This is a genomic window from Aliihoeflea aestuarii (genome assembly GCF_024105665.1).
GTDB classification, from domain to species: Bacteria; Pseudomonadota; Alphaproteobacteria; order Rhizobiales; family Rhizobiaceae; genus Aliihoeflea; species Aliihoeflea aestuarii.
Genome location: NZ_JAAAMK010000006.1, coordinates 116,456 through 132,806 on the forward strand (window position 1 = coordinate 116,456; position 16,351 = coordinate 132,806).

A 16,351-nucleotide genomic window follows, 5' to 3' on the forward strand; every position below is an offset into this window, starting at 1 on the left:
TGGCCGGTGCCGACGAGACCGGCCTATTTCAGATACTTTTCCCTGGCCGTCTTTGGCAATTTCTCCGTCGCCATCCGAAGGCTGACACGGGGCAGTCGGTCGGCGTGCGCGTCGAGGAACGTGATCAATCCATCCGGGTTCGCTTTGCCTGCCGTGCGAAGCCATGATCCGATGGCCTTTCGCACATAGTTATGAGGCTCATCAACGAGCAGTGTGCAGATGCGGGATGTATCGGCCGTATCTCCCTGTCGAATGAAGTACCAGGTGGAAACGATTGCGGTCCTGCGCTGCCAGGGATCATCCGAGACAGCAAGTTCATAAAGAACGTCCCTTTGCTTGTCGGCCAGCCATCCGTCGACGACATGAGGCGCTGCCCGGTCGACGAGATCCCAGTTGTTGATGCGATCGTGCCTGCGAAGATAGAGGTCGAACAAGGCTTTTCGGGTGGCCTTGTCGGTTTTCCCGGAGCGGGCCTGAAGGTCCATCATGGCGACTGCTCCATGCGCACCTCATAATGGGGATGGTCGAGAAGGCGTTCGATCTCGGGCAAGGGCATGGCGGCGAATGTCTTCGCTACCGGAAATATTTTGCCGATGCCGACACCCATGAAGGCCGAGTTTTCGGGACCATCGGCAAAGAAGCTTGATACATCGGCGATCCGTCCGGGATCGCTGATGTCACGAAGAGCTTCGAGGAAGGCCTCGGCGCAAAGAAGATTGGACACGCTCAACGCTCCATGAGGTCGGTTGCCGGGCCACTATATAGTCGAGCGATCATTGATCGCTCGTCAGACGGACATCGCGCAAAAGACGGATGGCAAAGTCCTTGCGGAAATTGCGGATCGACCCGAACGAGGGTCCGGCAACGTGCAGCGCGAAGACGACAGGAGCGTCGTCTTTGCGGCTCAGATATCCCGCATACCAGCCCGAGAAGGACCCGCCCGTGTTTTCGGGATCATCTGGCCCGGAACCGCTCTTGCCATGAAGGATCGTGTCGTCGACCGCGCCGCTGTCGCTGGCGGCAGCCAGTGCCGCAAGAGATGAGGTTGCAACGTCCAGTCGCCCGGAGATCAGGGAATCGAGGAAATCGACCTGCTCCTTGACCGAAATCTGCAACTCGCCCGTCAGCCAGAAATCGTCCGACCCGTCGGACGCTTCGCCGTTGCCATAACGCCATTCGGCAAGACGCTCGCGATAGACGGGGCCGCCGATTTCCAGGGCCAGATCCTGAAAATACCATACCGACGAGCGGGCAAAGGCGGTGCCCAAATCCTGGCTTTCCCGCCATTCTTCCGGCCAGTAGCTGGCAGCAGGGCGTTGCATGGCATCCCATTCCCGCCAGGCGCCGAGAGAAGACGCGACGCCCGTTTCCAGTGCGAGAACCAGATTTGGGATTTTGAAGGTCGAGAACGGGACGTGTCGGGTCTTAAGATCGCTGCCTTCCAGAACGTATTCGGTGCCGGTCGACAAATCCCGCGCAAGAAATGAAACGGACAAATCGGCAGTTTCCGCCTGATAGCGGTCGATTGCGATGTCCCGTGTTTCAGCGCTCACTGGCAGCGTTGTCGCCGTTAAAGACAAAGCGGCAACCAGCGGCAGAAATGTCAAACCGGAGCATACAGAAAAATTTGACGACATAAGGCACTCTAATCGTTGAAGAAACGCGTGCGTAACGAGGTCTTTAGCGCAATCCGCAACGCTGAATCAAATGATCGCTTTTCAGTCCAGCGTGAATCGTGTTCAGTTTCTCGATGGACATGATGCGCTTCGATCTCAACCTCTTGAAGACACTGGCGATTGTGGGCGAGGAGCGGAGTGTCCAGCGCGCTGCCATGCGTCTGCGGATTACGCCGTCAGCCGTCAGTCATGCTCTGGGGCGGCTTCGACATGCTCTCCAGGATCCCTTGTTCATCCGGACGAAGGGTGAACTCGTTCCCACCCCGCGCTGTCGAGCGACGCTGATCCGGCTGCGCCCGCTTCTTGTCGATATTGATCATGCGCTGGGGGCAGGTCTGGAGGCCGATCGAATCGCGTTCGATCCGGCGTCGACGCGCCGCGACGTGACGCTCGTTCTTCCCGGCGCGCTCGAGCTTTCGCTTCTTCCACCCCTCATGGGCCGTCTCGCCGAGAAGGCACCCCTCTGGACGCTGTCGGTGCGTGGCCTCCAGCGGCGCAGCTACGAGGCCGATCTTCTTTCCGGCGAAGCTGATGTGGTCTTGTCGGTCGGCGGTCACACGCCCTCGAAGGAAGGGCTCCTCATTGCGACGCTCTGGGAGGACGAACTCGTCGTGTTGCAAGGCCCGGACGGGCCTTTGCCGACGAACCGGAGCGTTACGCTGGACGACCTCGTCGATATACAGCAGGTCTATTCGGTTCCCTGGCCACGGACGCAGAACTACCTAGATATCAAACTGTCGCGGGCGGGACGCCAGCGGGCGATCGCAGTCGAATTGCCCGGATACTCCGCTCTGGGCGACATTCTGCAAACGACCGGTTTCGTGGCGGCCATGCCGGATCGAACGGCGCTCGCCCTTCTGAGGCGCTTTGAGAGCCTGAGCCTCATTCGCATTTCACCGACGACAAGGATGCCGCTATCGATTGAAATGTCGACCCGGTTTCACGCTTCTCCCGAAGGACGCTGGCTGCGTCAGCAAATCGATGAGGTTGCGGCGGACGTGCCGAGCCTGTCCGAATCTCCCGACGGCACGGCTTCCACATAAGTCGGCTGGTGGAGCTCAAGCGGCAGATGCCGGCGTACAGGTGCGTTCCGGTTCACCGATCGCGGCGAAGAGTTCTGCATCTTCGCCGATCCCGGCATTGGGCGTGGTGAGCAGCGTATCGCCGTAAAAGACGGAATTGGCTCCGGCTACGAGACACAGGATCTGCGCCTCGCGGTTAAGCGCGGAGCGGCCGGCGGACAGGCGCACCGTCGAAGCCGGCATGACCAGACGTGCCGTCGCCACCATGCGCACCAGGTCCAGCGGATCGATGCGCGGTCGCTTCGCCAGCGGCGTGCCTTCGACGGGAACGAGAGCATTGACCGGCACGCTTTCGGGGTGCGGGTCCATCCCCGCGAGGACGTGCAGCATCGATGCCCGGTCGCGGATCGTCTCGCCCATGCCGATGATGCCGCCGCAGCAAAGGTCAATGCCGAAGGCGCGCACGGTGGCGAGCGTGTCCAGCCGGTCCTCGTAGGTGCGGGTCGTAATGATCCGCCCGTAGAATTCCGGGCTGGTATCGAGGTTGTGATTGTAGGCCGTAAGCCCGGCGGCCGCAAGGCGTTCGGCTTGATGGGCTTTCAGCATGCCGAGCGTGACGCAAGCTTCCATGCCCAGCGAGCGAACGCCCTCGACCATCTCGATCACCGCATCGAACTCGTGGCCGTCGCGGACCTGCCGCCACGCCGCTCCCATGCAGAAGCGTTCCGCGCCTGCCGCTTTGGCGATTGCCGCCATGGCGATCACCTTTGCAGGTTCCATCAGCCGGTCGCGGGTCAGGTCGACCTCGCGGTGATGGGCCGATTGCGGACAGTAGGCGCAGTTCTCCGGGCATCCACCGGTCTTGATGGACAAGAGGCTGGCCTTCTGCACCTTGTTCGGATCGTGATGCTGGCGATGAACCGCATTGGCGCGCCCGACCAGTTCCAGAAAAGGCAGATCGTGGACGGCAACGATCTGGTCGATCGTCCAGTCGTGCCGGATCGTTCCATCCGCCGCAATCATTCGCCCTTACCCCGAAGGCGGGCAAAAGATGCCGGCAGCACCATGCCGACCGCCGCTACCACACCGATCTTGACCAGATCGCCCAGCAGGAAGGGCAGGACGCCGACAGCAAGAAGCTGGCCGGCCGGAACATAGGCCGCCAGCCACGCCATGCCGATCGCATATATCGGCACCATTCCGGCGAGCATCGCGCCGACGCGGCCGAACGTGCCTCTGCCTGCCGCCAGCGTGCCGACCATCCATGAGGCGATGAGATAGCCGAGCAGATAGCCGCCGGTCGGGCCGACCATATAGACCAGGCCGATGCCGCGTTCCGGGGAGCCGGAGAAGACGGGAAGGCCCACGGCACCTGCCGCGAGATAGGCAAGAAAGATCGAGACGGCAATGCGCGGACCGAACGCCACGGCGAAGGTCATGACTGCCATCGTGTGCAGCGTCATCGGAACCGGCCAGAACGGAATCTGGACCTTGGCGGCAAGGGTCATCAGTGCCGTGCCGGCGACGACGATCAGTACCGTCTGCGCCGTGGGCACAAATCGGTTTTCAGCGGGCCTCGTATCGATATGGCTCATGACGTTTTTCCTTCAGCAAAAATTATAGATAATTAAAAGAATCTATCGCTAAATGAGTTCACAAAAATATCATCATGGCAAGCGCCAGGCGGACAAAGCTGCTTCTGGTCGAAGGTTGAGACGAATTCAGTCCGCCTATTTCGGCTTTTTTTTAACCGATGGTCTGGACGTGCCGCGCCAGCACGGAGGCCGCCATTTCAGCCTGTCCAGCCCTCAGGGCGTCGAGGATTGCACGATGATCCCGGTCCGTCGGGGCTTCCCATTCGGCCCGCCAGCCGGAGAACAGGAACCGGGCGCTGGCCGTGTGAAGGTCGTCGATGGCGTTGAGCAGCCGCGGCATCCCACACGGCGTCAGGATGATCCGGTGGAAGGTGCGATTGGCGTCTTCCCACGCCTGAACGTCGCCCGCGCGATCTCCCGCCCGGTTCGCTTCCTCGGCCTGATCGAGAATGGCTTTGGTCAGATGCGGCACGGCATTGCGCAGCGCCAGCGCTTCGAGCGCGGCGCGCATCTCCGCCACTTCCCGAACCTCTTCGAGACTGAAGCCTGCGACACGCACGCCCCGACGCGGCTCGCTGACGACCAACCCCTGAGCCTCCAGCCGGCGAAACGCTTCGCGCACCGGGACATGGCTTGCGCCGAACTCTTCGGCGATGTGGTCCTGCCGCAGCTTCGCGCCCGCCTCGATCTCGCCGGCGATGATGCGGTGGGCGAGTGTCTTGCTGATTTGCGAGGCTATGGTGTCTGATTTGGCTGTCGTCATGATTTATAGATAATTCATGACGCGCATGAACGTCGAGCCTGATCGTCGAGATCGGCATGGAAATCTTGCTTGGCTTGGGCGAGAAAGCATCCTGTTTTGCGCGCTGACGTGAATAAGGTAGAGGCAGGCATGAGCGTTACGATCTATGGCATCCGCAACTGCGACACGATGAAGAAGGCGTTTGCCTGGCTTGACGCCAATGGCGTTGCCTACAGCTTTCATGATTATCGGGTAGGGGGCATCGACGCGGATACGGTGTGGCGGTGGTGCAAGGTGGCGGGCTGGGAAAAAGTGCTCAACAAGTCGAGCCGGACGTTCCGCGCCTTGCCCGATTCCAAGCGGGACGGCCTTGACGAAACCAGCGCCATCGATCTGATGATCGGCGAGCCCACGATGATCAAACGGCCGGTGCTCGATACCGGCTCCGGTTTCGAAATCGGGTTCAAGCCCGAGCGCTATGCGACGCTTTTTGCCCGTTGAGCCGTCCGGACATTTGCTTCTGCAGGCCGCGATGCTCCATGGTGGCCCATTGCGCGAACCGTGCTCGCCGCTAATCTCGCCGCGATGCACGCGATAAATCCGAATCCCCTTCGTTTGGCACTCGCCGGAATGCTTGCCATGGCCACCGCAATGGGGGTCGGGCGCTTCGTCTACACGCCCATCCTGCCCGGGATGATGGCATCGCTCGATCAGTCGACATCGCAGGTGGGCTTCATCGCCGCCGCCAATTATGCGGGCTATCTGATCGGCGCGATCGTGGCCGGCGGCGGCTGGGCGCACGGGTCGGAACGGCGGATCGCGCTCGCCAGCCTGGCTGTCAGCGCGGCACTGTGCCTGGCCATGGCGGCGACGGACGAGCTTGTCGCCTTCCTGGCGATCCGCTTTGCGGCCGGCGTCGCGAGCGCGTTCGTCATGGTGTTCCTGTCCGGCATCGTCTTTGCCGGATTGGCCCGTGCCGGGCGATCGGGCCTGCAATGGCTGCATTTCGGCGGCGTCGGGCTCGGCATCGCGCTGTCGTCGCTCGTCGTTGCGGGGGCCGGATGGAGCGGCTTCGGGTGGCGCGGCGAATGGATCGGCGCCGGATTTTTGTCCTTTGCCGCCATCGCCATCGTCGTCTGGCTTCTCGGCGATGCGGGCAGCCGCGTTGCCGATGCGCAAAAGGAGCCGCCGCTCGTCTTTTCGCCGGCCTTGCGCAGCATCGTGTGGGCGTATGGTGTGTTCGGTTTCGGCTATATCGTCACGGCGACGTTTCTCATCGCCATCGTCCGGTCGAGCGCGCCGGACCCGGCACTCGAAACAGGCGTCTGGCTGGTAACCGGGCTTGCCGGCTTCCCGTCCGTTCTGTTGTGGGGATGGCTGGCGTCGAAATGGGGACTGCGACCGGCCTTTGCGGCAGGCTGCCTCATCGAGGCTCTCGGCGTTGCCGCAAGCGTTGCCCTCGGCGGTGCGGCCGGGCCGTTGCTCGGCGGTCTTCTTCTGGGCGGCACGTTCATCGCGATCACGGCGCTGGGGCTTCAGTCGGGCCGGATGCTGGCCGGGCCGTCTCCGCGCAAGGCGCTTGCGGCGATGACGGCTGCGTTCGGAACGGGGCAGATCGTCGGACCCGTGGTGGCCGGTTTCGTTGCCGACTCGACCGGCGGTTTCTTCTGGCCGTCGATGCTCGCCGCGCTCGCTCTGGCCGTTTCGGCGTGGCTGGCGATGTCGTCGCGAGCGGCCGGATCGAACGCTGGCGCGTGATTTTGCCGCTCGGCACTTCCATGCCGGCAAATTTCGGCTAAAACCCCCTCCAAAGGGCGCGAAATGCGCCCGTCTCAGGATATGGTTGGACTTTCATGTCGGACGAGAGTTTTTTTCGCGAGATCAATCAGGAGCTTCGGCAGGACCGCGCCCGTCATATATGGGATCGGTATGGCCTGACGGCGATCGGCATCGGTCTGGCAATCGTCCTGGCGGCCGGAATCTATGTCGCATGGGACTGGTGGACCACGCGTCAGGCGAATGAATCGGGAGACCGCTTCTCGCAGGCGCTGACGCTGGCCAATGAAGGCAACAGCGAGGAGGCGCTCGCCCGCCTGTCCGAACTCGAAGCTGACGGCCACGGCGCTTATCCGGTGCTGGCACGCCTGCGTGCAGCGACCGTTCAGGCCAATGCCGGCGATTTCGCCGAAGCCGTCGCGTCCTTCGATGCGGTCGCCGCCGATACGTCCATTCCCCAGTCCATCCGCGACGCGGCACGCCTGCGCTCCGGCTACCTTCTGGTCGATCATGGCTCCTATGAGGATGTCGCCGGCCGCGTCGAGGCCCTGACCTCGGACGAAAACGCGCTGCGACATTCGGCGCGCGAGGCGCTGGCGCTCGCCGCGTGGAAAGACGGTCAGTCGACCGAAGCACTGCGACTGTTCGACCTGATGATCGACGACGAGCGCATCTCCGGCAATATGCGCCAGCGCGCGCAGATGATGGCGGAGTTGATCCGGGGCACGCAGGAGCCCTCGTGAGTTTCAAGCTCGCCATCATCGGACGACCGAATGTCGGCAAGTCGACGCTGTTCAACCGGCTAGCCGGCCGCAAGCTCGCGCTCGTGGACGATACGCCCGGCGTCACGCGCGACCGCCGCGTCCATGCAGCCCGGCTCTACGATCTTGAATTTGACGTCATCGACACCGCCGGGCTGGAGACCGCCGAGGCGGCGAGCCTTGCCGGGCGCATGCGCCAGCAGACCGAGATCGCGATCGAGGAAGCCGACGTCGTCTGCTTCGTGGTCGATTCGAAGACCGGCCTGATGCCGGATGACCGCTCCTTCGCCGATATCGTACGCCGGTTCGGCAAGCCGGTAGTGCTGGCGGCCAACAAGTCCGAGGCGCGCGGTGCGCAAAGCGGTTTCCTCGAAGCGTGGGAACTGGGGCTGGGCGAGCCGGTGCCGATTTCGGCCGAGCACGGTCAGGGCATGGTCGATCTGCGCGATGCGATCGTCGCGGCGATCGGCGAGGAACGCGCATTCGCCGACGAGGATGACGACGATGCGCTGATCGCCGACGAACCGCTGGTCGGCGAGGACGTTGCCGATTCCGACGACGAGGCCATCCCGGCCTACGATTCGACCAAGCCGCTGCGCATTGCCGTCGTCGGTCGTCCGAACGCCGGCAAGTCGACGCTCATCAATGCGCTGGTCGGTGAGGAACGTCTGCTGACCGGCCCGGAAGCGGGCATCACGCGCGATTCCATTTCCGTCGACTGGGATTGGAACGGCCGCAAGATCAAGCTGTTCGACACGGCGGGCCTGCGCCGCAAGGCGCGCGTTCAGGAGAAGCTGGAAAAGCTATCCGTCGCCGACGGCCTGCGTGCGATCCGCTTCGCCGAAATCGTTGTGATCGTGTTCGATGCGACCATTCCGTTCGAAAAGCAGGATCTGACGATCGCGGACCTGATCATCCGTGAGGGCAGGGCGCCCGTCCTTGCGTTCAACAAATGGGATCTGATCGAGAACCGTCAGGAACTGCTGACCGAACTGCGCGAAAAGACGACGCGCCTTTTGCCGCAGGTGCGCGGGCTTCAGGCCGTGACGATCTCGGGCGAAACCGGGCGCGGCCTCGACAAGCTGATGGGAGCGGTCGAGCGCACGCACCGCGTCTGGAACACGCGCATTTCGACCGGCCGTCTCAATCGCTGGCTCGAAGGCGTGACGGCGCATCATCCGCCGCCCGCTGTCGCCGGCCGCCGCCTGAAGATCAAATATATCACGCAGATCAAGACGCGCCCGCCCGGCTTCGTGCTCTCCTGCACGCGTCCCGACGCGGTGCCACAAAGCTATATTCGCTATCTCACCAACGAATTGCGTACGGCCTTCGACATGCCGGGCGTGCCGATCCGCATGCTGGTGCGCGCGTCGGACAATCCGTTCGCCGGGCGCGCGAAGAAGCGAAATTGAAGCAGGCAGGGGATCCGTCACCTCTTTCTGGAATTTGAAACCACGCGCTCCGCAAAACCGGCGAGGCATGGATTCCTGTGACGAGCACAGGAATGACGGCTACATAAATGTAGCTGCAAAATCACGAACGTCGAATAAAGAGCGACAACCTTTAATGCCGTCATTCCTGTGCTCGTCACAGGAATCGAGGCCTCTCTTTTTCATGTCGAGCAACGGTTTTGCCTGCCCTCGTGCCTGTCACAGCGTCGCACTTTTCGCTTTCATTCCCATACGACACATTCATGCCGCACTCCTTCGCGAAACGCCGCCCGATGAATTCGCGGCGGGCGCTTCCGCCTGATTGCATCGGACGTGATCTCACCTGCCGCTACGGCATTAACCCCGCATAAAGGTTAATCGATCATTTTTGTCCGGTCTTTGCAGCTAATGTATATGGAGCAGGACCTGTGCGGGTAACGCGTTTGTCACGGCGTTTGAGAACGATTCTGGAAAATAGATCGCTCGTGGCGCCCGCCTTGCTCGGCCTGGGCGTTTGGGTTGCGTTTCCCACGCCTGCCGCATTCCAGGACATGACCAGCTTCGTTTCGGGCCTTGAAACGGGATCGGGCCGTTGGGGTGCCGTCATCGAGCAGGCGCAGGCCGGCTCCGTCCATCAGGCCGAACTGCCCTTCGTCGATGCCACGATCACCGGCTCGATCGCGGGCGCCGGTTTCAAGTCGCCGGGAATCGGAACGGTTGCGCTGCGCTCGCAGGACGGCCAGAAAAACCCGACGTCCGACGAAGACCGGGTCGATCGGTCGGGCAAGCAGGGGCGCGTCATGAACGTCGCTCCCGTCACGCCGCCGAAATTCTTCAATGCCGGCTCGATCCTCGAACGCACGAGCCTTTTGCAGGATGCCGAGCCCGATCAGGCGATGTCGTTCGTCCGCCCCGAGATCGACGGCAAGGAACTCGACATCGCGCTGGCCTTTCACCCGACCCACCGTGCTATTCCCGAAGACCAGATGCCGGCGATGCTGGCGGCGCTGGTGACCAGCGAAAAGGCCGATATCCTTGCGACCGCCTATGCGCCGCCCGAGCCGAATTACGCGACCTCGTCGCCCTTCGCCAGCCTCCTGAAGGAGGAGGACGCCTCGAATGGACGGTTCGTTCCGCCGATCGCGCCGGGCGATCATGCCTGGATGAACAATCCGCTTCCCGCCGGCGTCTTTTCGGCCAGGGAGCAGAAATGCCTTGCCGAAGGCATCTACTTCGAAGCGCGCGGCGAGGAGGTGAAGGGGCAGGCGGCCGTCGCGCAGGTCATTCTCAATCGCGTACGCGCGCCCGCTTATCCCGATACGATCTGCGGCGTCGTCTATCAGAACCGCAGTTGGCGCAATCGCTGCCAGTTTTCCTTTGCCTGCGACGGCACCACGCCGCGCGTGCGCAGCGCCGCTCACTACCGGCTCGCCGAGGACGTGGCGATGGCCGTGACCGCCGGCAAGGTTTTCCTGCCCGAGGTCGCATCGTCGACCCATTATCATGCCACTTACGTCAATCCGCGCTGGGCGCGCGCCATGGACAGGGTCAAGAAGATCGGTCTGCACATTTTCTACCGCACCAAGGGTGGCGGCTGGAGTTGATCGGCCCGTCTTTGCGCTCTTTGCCCGTGTGATTCTGACCGATGCAGCCTGCGCGCATTGTCGCAGCCTGCTAATCCCATGATTTCAATGCTGAAATTGCCCCCATTTCAATCGTCCCGCTCGGCTTGACTGGCGCGGGTGCCCTGAATATGTTGCGCGCGACTTCGAAGCGGTAGCCAATTGGCGTCTGATGGGTCAGGAGGTTGCGATGGCCGAAGACAAAAGGCCTGACGAAACCGGCCGGACCGGTCAGGAGCAAGTTGGCAGTGATGCCGACTTCGAGCGTCGCCGTCGCGAACTCGACGCCCGTTTGTCCGCATTGCGGCCGGCCGGCAAAGTCGAGGCGGATGGTCCGAGATCCGGTGGAATGACCGGAATGGGCAAGGCTCTGCGTCTGTCGAGCGAATTCATCGCCGGCGTCGTGGTCGGCGCCGTAATCGGATGGTTCGTCGATCAGGTAGCGGGAACGAGCCCATGGGGGTTGATCGTGTTCTTGCTCCTCGGTTTTGCTGCCGGAGTGCTGAATGTCATGCGTTCGGCCGGCGTCGTGGCCGAACACCCAGTGCGGACGCCGGACGGCGACCGGGACTGATACGGAACTTGGAATTTGACACGGCGCGCTTGGCGCCGGCTTTGTTATCGAGGGGCGCCTGATGGCCGACGATCCGATCTCCCAATTTCAGATCTCCAGACTGATTCCGATCGAAATCGGGGGACTCGACTTCTCTTTCACCAATTCGTCCCTGTTCATGGTGGCGTCGGTGGCGACGGCGGGTGCCTTTCTTTATCTGACGACGTCGAGCCGCGGCCTCGTGCCGGGCCGCGCGCAGTCGGTATCGGAACTGTCCTACGAATTCATCGCGAACATGTTGCGCGATGCGACCGGCCAGCACGGGATGAAGTTCTTTCCGCTCGTCTTCTCGCTGTTCATGTTCATCCTCACGGCGAACATGTACGGCATGTTCCCTTACTTCTTCACGGTGACGAGCCACATCATCGTCACCTTCGCCCTGGCGATGCTCGTCATGACGACGTTGGTCGTCTACGGCTTTCGAACGCACGGGTTCCGCTTTCTCAAACTGTTCGTTCCGCACGGAATTCCCGGCGTCCTCGTGCCGCTGGTCGTCGCGATCGAGTTGATCTCGTTCCTCTCGCGTCCGATCAGCCTCTCGGTTCGTCTCTTCGCGGCGATGCTCGCCGGCCACATCACGGTCAAGGTGTTCGCCGGCTTCATCGCGACGCTGGGTTCGCTCGGCGCGGTCGGCATCGTGGCGGCCATCCTGCCGCTCTTCCTGACGGTCGCGATCACCGCGCTCGAATTCCTCATCTCGTTCATCCAGGCCTATGTCTTCGCGATCCTGACCTGCATGTATCTGAACGACGCGCTTCATCCGGAGCACTGAGTTCGGTCCAGTTTCACCGGCGATCCCGCCATCCTCGAACACCAACATTCGAACAGTCCCACGAAGGAGTTTTGAAATGGAAGTAGAAGCAGCACGCGCGCTCGGCGCAGGCATCGCCTGCCTCGGCATGGCCGGTACCGCCCTCGGTCTCGGCAACATCTTCGGCAGCTACCTCTCGGGCGCCCTGCGCAACCCGTCGGCAGCCGACGGCCAGTTCGGCCGCCTGATCTTCGGCTTCGCCGTTACGGAAGCTCTGGGCATCTTCTCGCTACTCATCGCTCTGCTCCTCCTCTTCACGTAAGATGAGGCTCGGCCGGCGGGCGCGCTTGCGCCCGTGCGGCCGAATTCTTTTCAGTGCTGAGACCCACCGGTCGCAACGCGCGGCCGGCAACATGAGCAGGGGATGCACATGTTCGTAACGCCTGGATACGCGCAGGACGCCGTTCCCGCCGAAGGCGAATTGCAGACCGAGGTCGTCGAGGTCCACGAGGATAGCGGATTCCCGCCTTTCGAGACGGAATTCTACCCCTCGCAGCTTCTGTGGCTGGCGATTAGCTTTGGCCTTTTCTACCTCTTCCTCCAGAAGGTCGTGCTGCCGAGAATCGGAAACATTCTCGAAGTGCGCCGCGACCGCATCGCCCACGATCTCGATCAGGCGGCGCGCAACAAGGAAGAAGCCGACGCTGCGATCGCGGCCTACGAGCAGGAACTGGCCGATGCACGCGCCAAGGCGCACGCCATCGCGCAGGACGCTCAGGACTCGGCCAAGGCCGATGCCGAAGCCCAGCGCAAGACGGTTGAAGCCGAGCTTGACCGCAAGCTTGTCGATGCCGAGCGTCGCATCGCTGCCGTTCGCGAGACGGCGATGAAGGATGTCGGCACGATCGCCGAGGAAACCGCCGGTGCCATCGTCGAGGCGCTGATCGGTCAGAAGCCGGACGACAAGGCCGTTTCGGCTGCCGTCGGCCAGGTTCGATAGGAGAGACGGATGGATTCGACTTTTTGGGCCACCGTCGGTCTCGTCGTCTTTCTGGCGCTGATCGTCTACGTACGCGTTCCCGGCATGATCGGGCGCAATCTCGATCAGCGTGCCGAGCGCATTCGCAATGAGCTGGAAGAAGCCCGCAAGCTGCGCGAGGAAGCGCAGCAATTGCTGGCCGAGTATCAGCGTAAGCGCAAGGAAGCCGAGCAGGAAGCCGGTGAGATCGTCGAGGCTGCCAAGCGTGAAGCAGGCCACCTCGTCGAGGAAGCCAAGCAGCGGTCGCAGGAATACGTCGCCCGCCGCACGGCGCTCGCCGAGCAGAAGATCGCGCAGGCCGAACGCGACGCCGTCAATGCCGTTCGCTCGAACGCCGTCGACATCGCCGTTGCGGCCGCCACCAAGCTCCTCGAGGAGCGGGCCGATGCCGGCGTGAAGACGCAGCTTTTCAAGTCGTCGCTCGACGATGTAAAGACGCGGATGAACTGATCCGTTCGTCGGTTGAAAGTTGGAAAAACCCCGCTTTGGCGGGGTTTTTTTGTTGGTCAACTGGAGCCTCGCGGTTCGCTTCGCTCACATCTCACGGTAGGGGCGTTGAATGCTCGATCCACGATGCAAAGCCCGGCCACGGTTGCGACTCGGTAAGGTCGAGGCATGGATTCCTGTGACGAGCACAGGAATGACGGCATCCATGATTGTGCATGCTTCCAAACCACCGCGATTGGCAGCAACCTCTTTGCCATCGTCATTCCTGTGCTCGTCACAGGAATCCATGCCTCATCGTCGCCGCTACACGACAATCGCTAAACTTGTGGCGGCACCTACTCCGCCGCGTCCAGCCGGAAGGGTGCGAAGGACAGGCGGTGCAGCCGGGTCAGCGGCCCATGCGCCTCGATCGCCGTGCGATGACGCGCGGTGGCGTAGCCCATATGCAGGTCGAAACCATAGCTGACGTGAATTGACGCAGTACGCGTCATCATTCGGTCGCGCGTCACCTTGGCGATGATCGAGGCAGCCGCGATCGACTGCGAGCGCTGGTCGCCCTTGACCACCGCCTTGCCGTCGCAGGTCAGGCCCGGTGGAATGTCTCGGCCGTCTGCCAGAACCAGCTTCGGCTCGATGCAGAGAAGCTTCACGGCGCGGCACATGGCTTCGAGGCTCGCCTTGCGGATGTCGCTGCGGTCGATCGAATGCGCGCAAGCGGAGGCAATGGAAACCGCCGATGCCTTGTCCAGGATTTCATCGAAGACGGCTTCGCGCTCGGCGTGACTCATACGCTTTGAATCGTCGAGCCCCTTGGGAATTCGCTTGGGGTCCAAAATGACGGCGGCGGCGACGACGGGACCGGCAAGCGGGCCGCGCCCCGCTTCGTCCGTTCCACAGACCGGCCACACACCTTCGCGCATGGCCGCGCGTTCCATCCGGAAATCCGGGCGCACGGGCAGGTCGAAAAGAAGCGGAGAATCGGAGCGTTGGCGAGCCATGTTGCGGCAATGCTCGCATCGCGTCCGATTCTCCGCAAGCCCTTCCCGTCCTTGGGGCGGGATGGAAAGGGCATCCGTCTGGCATGGATTGGGGACAGCCGGACGGGAAAGAAACCTCAAAGCAGGCTGAGCTGCTCGCCCCTGCGGGCCGGTGGCGTGAACAGGTCGGCGCGCAACTTCATACGCTGCGTGTTGAGGCCGAGCCGCTTGGCCGCGAGTTCGAAGCGCCGCCCGATCTGCCACGCATATGGGCCGGAACCTCTCATGCGCTTGCCCCATTCGGCGTCGTAATCCTTGCCGTCGCGCATCGAACGCACGAGCGACATGACGTGCCTGTAGCGATCTGGATAATGCTGCAGGAGCCAGTCCTTGAAGATCGAGCTGACCTCGAGCGGCAGGCGCAGGATGACGTAACCCGCTTCGCTCGCACCGGCAGCCGTCGCCGAATCGAGGATGCGCTCGATCTCCGAATCGTTGATGCCCGGAATGACCGGTCCGATCATCACCGAGGTTGGAATGCCGGCTTCGCTCAGCGCCCGGATCGTCTCCAACCGGCGCGGCGGCGTCGCCGCACGCGGCTCCATGGCCCGCGCGAGCTTGCGGTCGAGCGTGGTGACAGACAGCGCGACCTTCGCCAGTCCCTTTTCGGCCATACGCGACAGGATATCGATATCGCGCATGACGAGCGCGGACTTCGTCACGATGCCGACCGGATGATCGTATGCCTCCAGCACCTCGAGAATCTCGCGCATGATGCGCCATTGCTTCTCGATCGGCTGATAGGGGTCGGTATTGGTTCCGATCGCAATCGTCTTCGGCTGGTAGCCTTCCTTGGCCAGTTCCTTTTCGAGCAGGCGAGGGGCGTCGGGCTTGGCGAACAGCTTCGATTCGAAATCGAGCCCGGCCGACAGGCCCATATAGCTGTGCGTCGGACGCGCGAAGCAATAGACGCAGCCATGCTCGCAACCACGATAAGGGTTGATGGAGCGGTCGAAGGAAATGTCGGGCGATTCGTTGCGCGTAATGATCGTGCGCGGCTTTTCGATCTGCACGTCCGTCTTGAACGGCGGCAGTTCTTCGAAACTACTCCAGCCATCGTCGAAAACATCGCGCTGATGCTTTTCGTAGCGACCGCTTGGATTGACCCCCGCGCCCCGGCCACGCCGCCTGTCCGGCACGACCCGAAGGCCGCTTTCCTCGACCATGGCATTGGCCATATGCGCATCTCCGCTCATGAAAGCGGCAACGTCGGCCTGTCTGATCTGTTCCATCTCGCGCTCCCGCCTTGGCAATTGCCGGTCGGCTTGTCGATTCGTTGATGAAACTATTCCTATCCAATCAAAAAGAACAAAACAAGAACTTTCTGCCGGATTTCCCAAACTGGCGCAGTCCATGAGTTTGCGCTAATTCAAGGGATGATTTCCGTTCTGATCGAAACCAAGGATCACGAGGCCGAACTGGCCCGGACGCTGGCGTCGCTGGTGCAGGGCGCTGTGGAGGGCGTCGTGCGCGAAGTCGTCGTGTGCGATCGCGGCTCGACGGACGGAACGGCGCTGGTGGCCGAGCATGCCGGATGCGTCTTCGTTGCCGGCACCTCGGCGCAGGATCAGGCCGAGACGGCGCGCGGCGATTGGTTGCTTTTTCTTCAGCCCGGCGCGCGCCTCGCATCGGGCTGGGTTGAGTCGGTGCGTGAGCATATCGCGGTGTCTAAAGTGCCGGCCCGCTTTTCCCGCTCGTCCCAGACGGCCTTGCCCGTCTGGTCGCGTCTTTTAACGAGGCGAAACGCATTTGCCGAAGGGCTGCTGATACCGAAACCGGCATTTGGAAGGCCCCGCAAGCCGCTGCGCCTGCGCGCTGAAATCCACGCAGCCGACTGAAC

The 16,351-nt window shown here is 62.4% G+C and carries 20 protein-coding genes; 12 read left to right on the forward strand and 8 right to left on the reverse strand.

From position 1 onward, the window contains the following. Positions 1-23: 23 nt before the first annotated feature. From GTW25_RS13540 to GTW25_RS13550, 3 genes are read right to left on the reverse strand one after another with little or no spacing between them, the layout of a single operon-like run. Positions 24-488 (reverse strand): DNA alkylation repair protein, encoded by a 465-nt coding sequence (locus GTW25_RS13540; RefSeq protein ID WP_252912668.1) that lies wholly within the window; start codon positions 486-488, stop codon positions 24-26. Beyond that, positions 485-724 (reverse strand): DNA alkylation repair protein, encoded by a 240-nt coding sequence (locus GTW25_RS13545; protein ID WP_252912669.1) that lies wholly within the window; start codon positions 722-724, stop codon positions 485-487. The genes GTW25_RS13540 and GTW25_RS13545 overlap by 4 nt, the downstream gene beginning before the upstream one ends. 49 nt (positions 725-773) lie before the next feature. Next, complete coding sequence (locus GTW25_RS13550) at positions 774-1,553, reverse strand: penicillin-binding transpeptidase domain-containing protein (RefSeq protein ID WP_252912670.1); 780 nt, start codon at positions 1,551-1,553, stop codon at positions 774-776. Between the two features lie 203 nt (positions 1,554-1,756). Between GTW25_RS13550 and GTW25_RS13555 the strand changes: the two genes are divergently transcribed. Beyond that, on the forward strand, positions 1,757-2,719 hold the full coding sequence (locus GTW25_RS13555; RefSeq protein ID WP_252912671.1) for a LysR family transcriptional regulator: 963 nt from the start codon (positions 1,757-1,759) through the stop codon (positions 2,717-2,719). Between the two features lie 15 nt (positions 2,720-2,734). Here the strand turns inward: GTW25_RS13555 and bioB are convergent, their stop codons facing one another. The 3 genes from bioB to GTW25_RS13570 form a co-directional block, all read right to left on the reverse strand. After that, the gene (gene bioB, locus GTW25_RS13560; protein WP_252912672.1) at positions 2,735-3,721 is read right to left on the reverse strand and encodes a biotin synthase BioB; all 987 of its coding nucleotides are present in this window, start codon (positions 3,719-3,721) and stop codon (positions 2,735-2,737) included. Next, positions 3,718-4,293, reverse strand: a complete 576-nt coding sequence (locus GTW25_RS13565; RefSeq protein ID WP_252912673.1) for a biotin transporter BioY — start codon at positions 4,291-4,293, stop codon at positions 3,718-3,720. Before GTW25_RS13565 ends, bioB begins: the two co-directional genes overlap by 4 nt. Before the next feature lie 151 nt (positions 4,294-4,444). Then, entirely contained in the window at positions 4,445-5,056 is a 612-nt protein-coding gene (locus tag GTW25_RS13570; protein ID WP_252912674.1) for a GntR family transcriptional regulator, read from the reverse strand. Positions 5,057-5,185: 129 nt separating this feature from the next. On the opposite strand from GTW25_RS13570, the gene GTW25_RS13575 reads away from it, so the two are divergent. From GTW25_RS13575 to GTW25_RS13620, 10 genes are all read left to right on the forward strand, one after another. Continuing rightward, complete coding sequence (locus GTW25_RS13575; protein ID WP_252912675.1) at positions 5,186-5,536, forward strand: arsenate reductase; 351 nt, start codon at positions 5,186-5,188, stop codon at positions 5,534-5,536. A gap of 129 nt (positions 5,537-5,665) precedes the next feature. Further along, positions 5,666-6,793: a YbfB/YjiJ family MFS transporter gene (locus GTW25_RS13580; protein WP_252912676.1), complete on the forward strand. Its 1,128-nt coding sequence runs from the start codon at positions 5,666-5,668 to the stop codon at positions 6,791-6,793. A 95-nt stretch (positions 6,794-6,888) separates the two neighbouring features. Beyond that, the gene (locus GTW25_RS13585; RefSeq protein ID WP_252912677.1) at positions 6,889-7,554 is read left to right on the forward strand and encodes a tetratricopeptide repeat protein; all 666 of its coding nucleotides are present in this window, start codon (positions 6,889-6,891) and stop codon (positions 7,552-7,554) included. Further along, entirely contained in the window at positions 7,551-8,984 is a 1,434-nt protein-coding gene (der, locus tag GTW25_RS13590) for a ribosome biogenesis GTPase Der (protein WP_252912678.1), read from the forward strand. The genes GTW25_RS13585 and der overlap by 4 nt, the downstream gene beginning before the upstream one ends. A gap of 569 nt (positions 8,985-9,553) precedes the next feature. Then, positions 9,554-10,606: a cell wall hydrolase gene (locus GTW25_RS13595; protein WP_252912679.1), complete on the forward strand. Its 1,053-nt coding sequence runs from the start codon at positions 9,554-9,556 to the stop codon at positions 10,604-10,606. Between the two features lie 208 nt (positions 10,607-10,814). After that, a complete protein-coding gene (locus GTW25_RS13600) occupies positions 10,815-11,198 on the forward strand; it encodes an AtpZ/AtpI family protein (RefSeq protein WP_252912680.1) in 384 nt (127 codons plus the stop codon). 61 nt (positions 11,199-11,259) lie between these two features. After that, entirely contained in the window at positions 11,260-12,009 is a 750-nt protein-coding gene (locus tag GTW25_RS13605; protein ID WP_252912681.1) for a F0F1 ATP synthase subunit A, read from the forward strand. Between the two features lie 76 nt (positions 12,010-12,085). After that, positions 12,086-12,310: a F0F1 ATP synthase subunit C gene (locus tag GTW25_RS13610; protein WP_024586321.1), complete on the forward strand. Its 225-nt coding sequence runs from the start codon at positions 12,086-12,088 to the stop codon at positions 12,308-12,310. A 108-nt stretch (positions 12,311-12,418) separates the two neighbouring features. Next, complete coding sequence (locus GTW25_RS13615; protein ID WP_252912682.1) at positions 12,419-12,988, forward strand: F0F1 ATP synthase subunit B; 570 nt, start codon at positions 12,419-12,421, stop codon at positions 12,986-12,988. Positions 12,989-12,997: 9 nt separating this feature from the next. After that, positions 12,998-13,477 (forward strand): F0F1 ATP synthase subunit B, encoded by a 480-nt coding sequence (locus tag GTW25_RS13620; RefSeq protein WP_252912683.1) that lies wholly within the window; start codon positions 12,998-13,000, stop codon positions 13,475-13,477. A gap of 332 nt (positions 13,478-13,809) precedes the next feature. Here the strand turns inward: GTW25_RS13620 and rnhB are convergent, their stop codons facing one another. Both rnhB and GTW25_RS13630 read right to left on the reverse strand, forming a co-directional pair. After that, positions 13,810-14,472 (reverse strand): ribonuclease HII, encoded by a 663-nt coding sequence (gene rnhB, locus GTW25_RS13625; RefSeq protein ID WP_252912684.1) that lies wholly within the window; start codon positions 14,470-14,472, stop codon positions 13,810-13,812. Positions 14,473-14,588: 116 nt separating this feature from the next. Beyond that, positions 14,589-15,743, reverse strand: coding sequence for a PA0069 family radical SAM protein (locus tag GTW25_RS13630; RefSeq protein ID WP_252912685.1), 1,155 nt, complete (start codon positions 15,741-15,743; stop codon positions 14,589-14,591). A 144-nt stretch (positions 15,744-15,887) separates the two neighbouring features. Between GTW25_RS13630 and GTW25_RS13635 the strand changes: the two genes are divergently transcribed. After that, positions 15,888-16,349: a glycosyltransferase family protein gene (locus GTW25_RS13635; protein WP_252912686.1), complete on the forward strand. Its 462-nt coding sequence runs from the start codon at positions 15,888-15,890 to the stop codon at positions 16,347-16,349. Positions 16,350-16,351 lie beyond the last annotated feature (2 nt).

Coding starts and splice junctions, on each gene's coding strand:
- GTW25_RS13540 (WP_252912668.1), bottom strand. CDS start 488: ATGATGGACCTTCAGGCCCGCTCCGGGAAAACCGACAAGGCCACCCGA.
- GTW25_RS13555 (WP_252912671.1), top strand. CDS start 1,757: ATGATGCGCTTCGATCTCAACCTCTTGAAGACACTGGCGATTGTGGGC.
- bioB (WP_252912672.1), bottom strand. CDS start 3,721: ATGATTGCGGCGGATGGAACGATCCGGCACGACTGGACGATCGACCAG.
- GTW25_RS13565 (WP_252912673.1), bottom strand. CDS start 4,293: ATGAGCCATATCGATACGAGGCCCGCTGAAAACCGATTTGTGCCCACG.
- GTW25_RS13570 (WP_252912674.1), bottom strand. CDS start 5,056: ATGACGACAGCCAAATCAGACACCATAGCCTCGCAAATCAGCAAGACA.
- GTW25_RS13575 (WP_252912675.1), top strand. CDS start 5,186: ATGAGCGTTACGATCTATGGCATCCGCAACTGCGACACGATGAAGAAG.
- GTW25_RS13580 (WP_252912676.1), top strand. CDS start 5,666: ATGCTTGCCATGGCCACCGCAATGGGGGTCGGGCGCTTCGTCTACACG.
- GTW25_RS13585 (WP_252912677.1), top strand. CDS start 6,889: ATGTCGGACGAGAGTTTTTTTCGCGAGATCAATCAGGAGCTTCGGCAG.
- GTW25_RS13595 (WP_252912679.1), top strand. CDS start 9,554: ATGACCAGCTTCGTTTCGGGCCTTGAAACGGGATCGGGCCGTTGGGGT.
- GTW25_RS13600 (WP_252912680.1), top strand. CDS start 10,815: ATGGCCGAAGACAAAAGGCCTGACGAAACCGGCCGGACCGGTCAGGAG.
- GTW25_RS13605 (WP_252912681.1), top strand. CDS start 11,260: ATGGCCGACGATCCGATCTCCCAATTTCAGATCTCCAGACTGATTCCG.
- GTW25_RS13610 (WP_024586321.1), top strand. CDS start 12,086: ATGGAAGTAGAAGCAGCACGCGCGCTCGGCGCAGGCATCGCCTGCCTC.
- GTW25_RS13615 (WP_252912682.1), top strand. CDS start 12,419: ATGTTCGTAACGCCTGGATACGCGCAGGACGCCGTTCCCGCCGAAGGC.
- GTW25_RS13620 (WP_252912683.1), top strand. CDS start 12,998: ATGGATTCGACTTTTTGGGCCACCGTCGGTCTCGTCGTCTTTCTGGCG.
- rnhB (WP_252912684.1), bottom strand. CDS start 14,472: ATGGCTCGCCAACGCTCCGATTCTCCGCTTCTTTTCGACCTGCCCGTG.
- GTW25_RS13630 (WP_252912685.1), bottom strand. CDS start 15,743: ATGGAACAGATCAGACAGGCCGACGTTGCCGCTTTCATGAGCGGAGAT.
- GTW25_RS13635 (WP_252912686.1), top strand. CDS start 15,888: ATGATTTCCGTTCTGATCGAAACCAAGGATCACGAGGCCGAACTGGCC.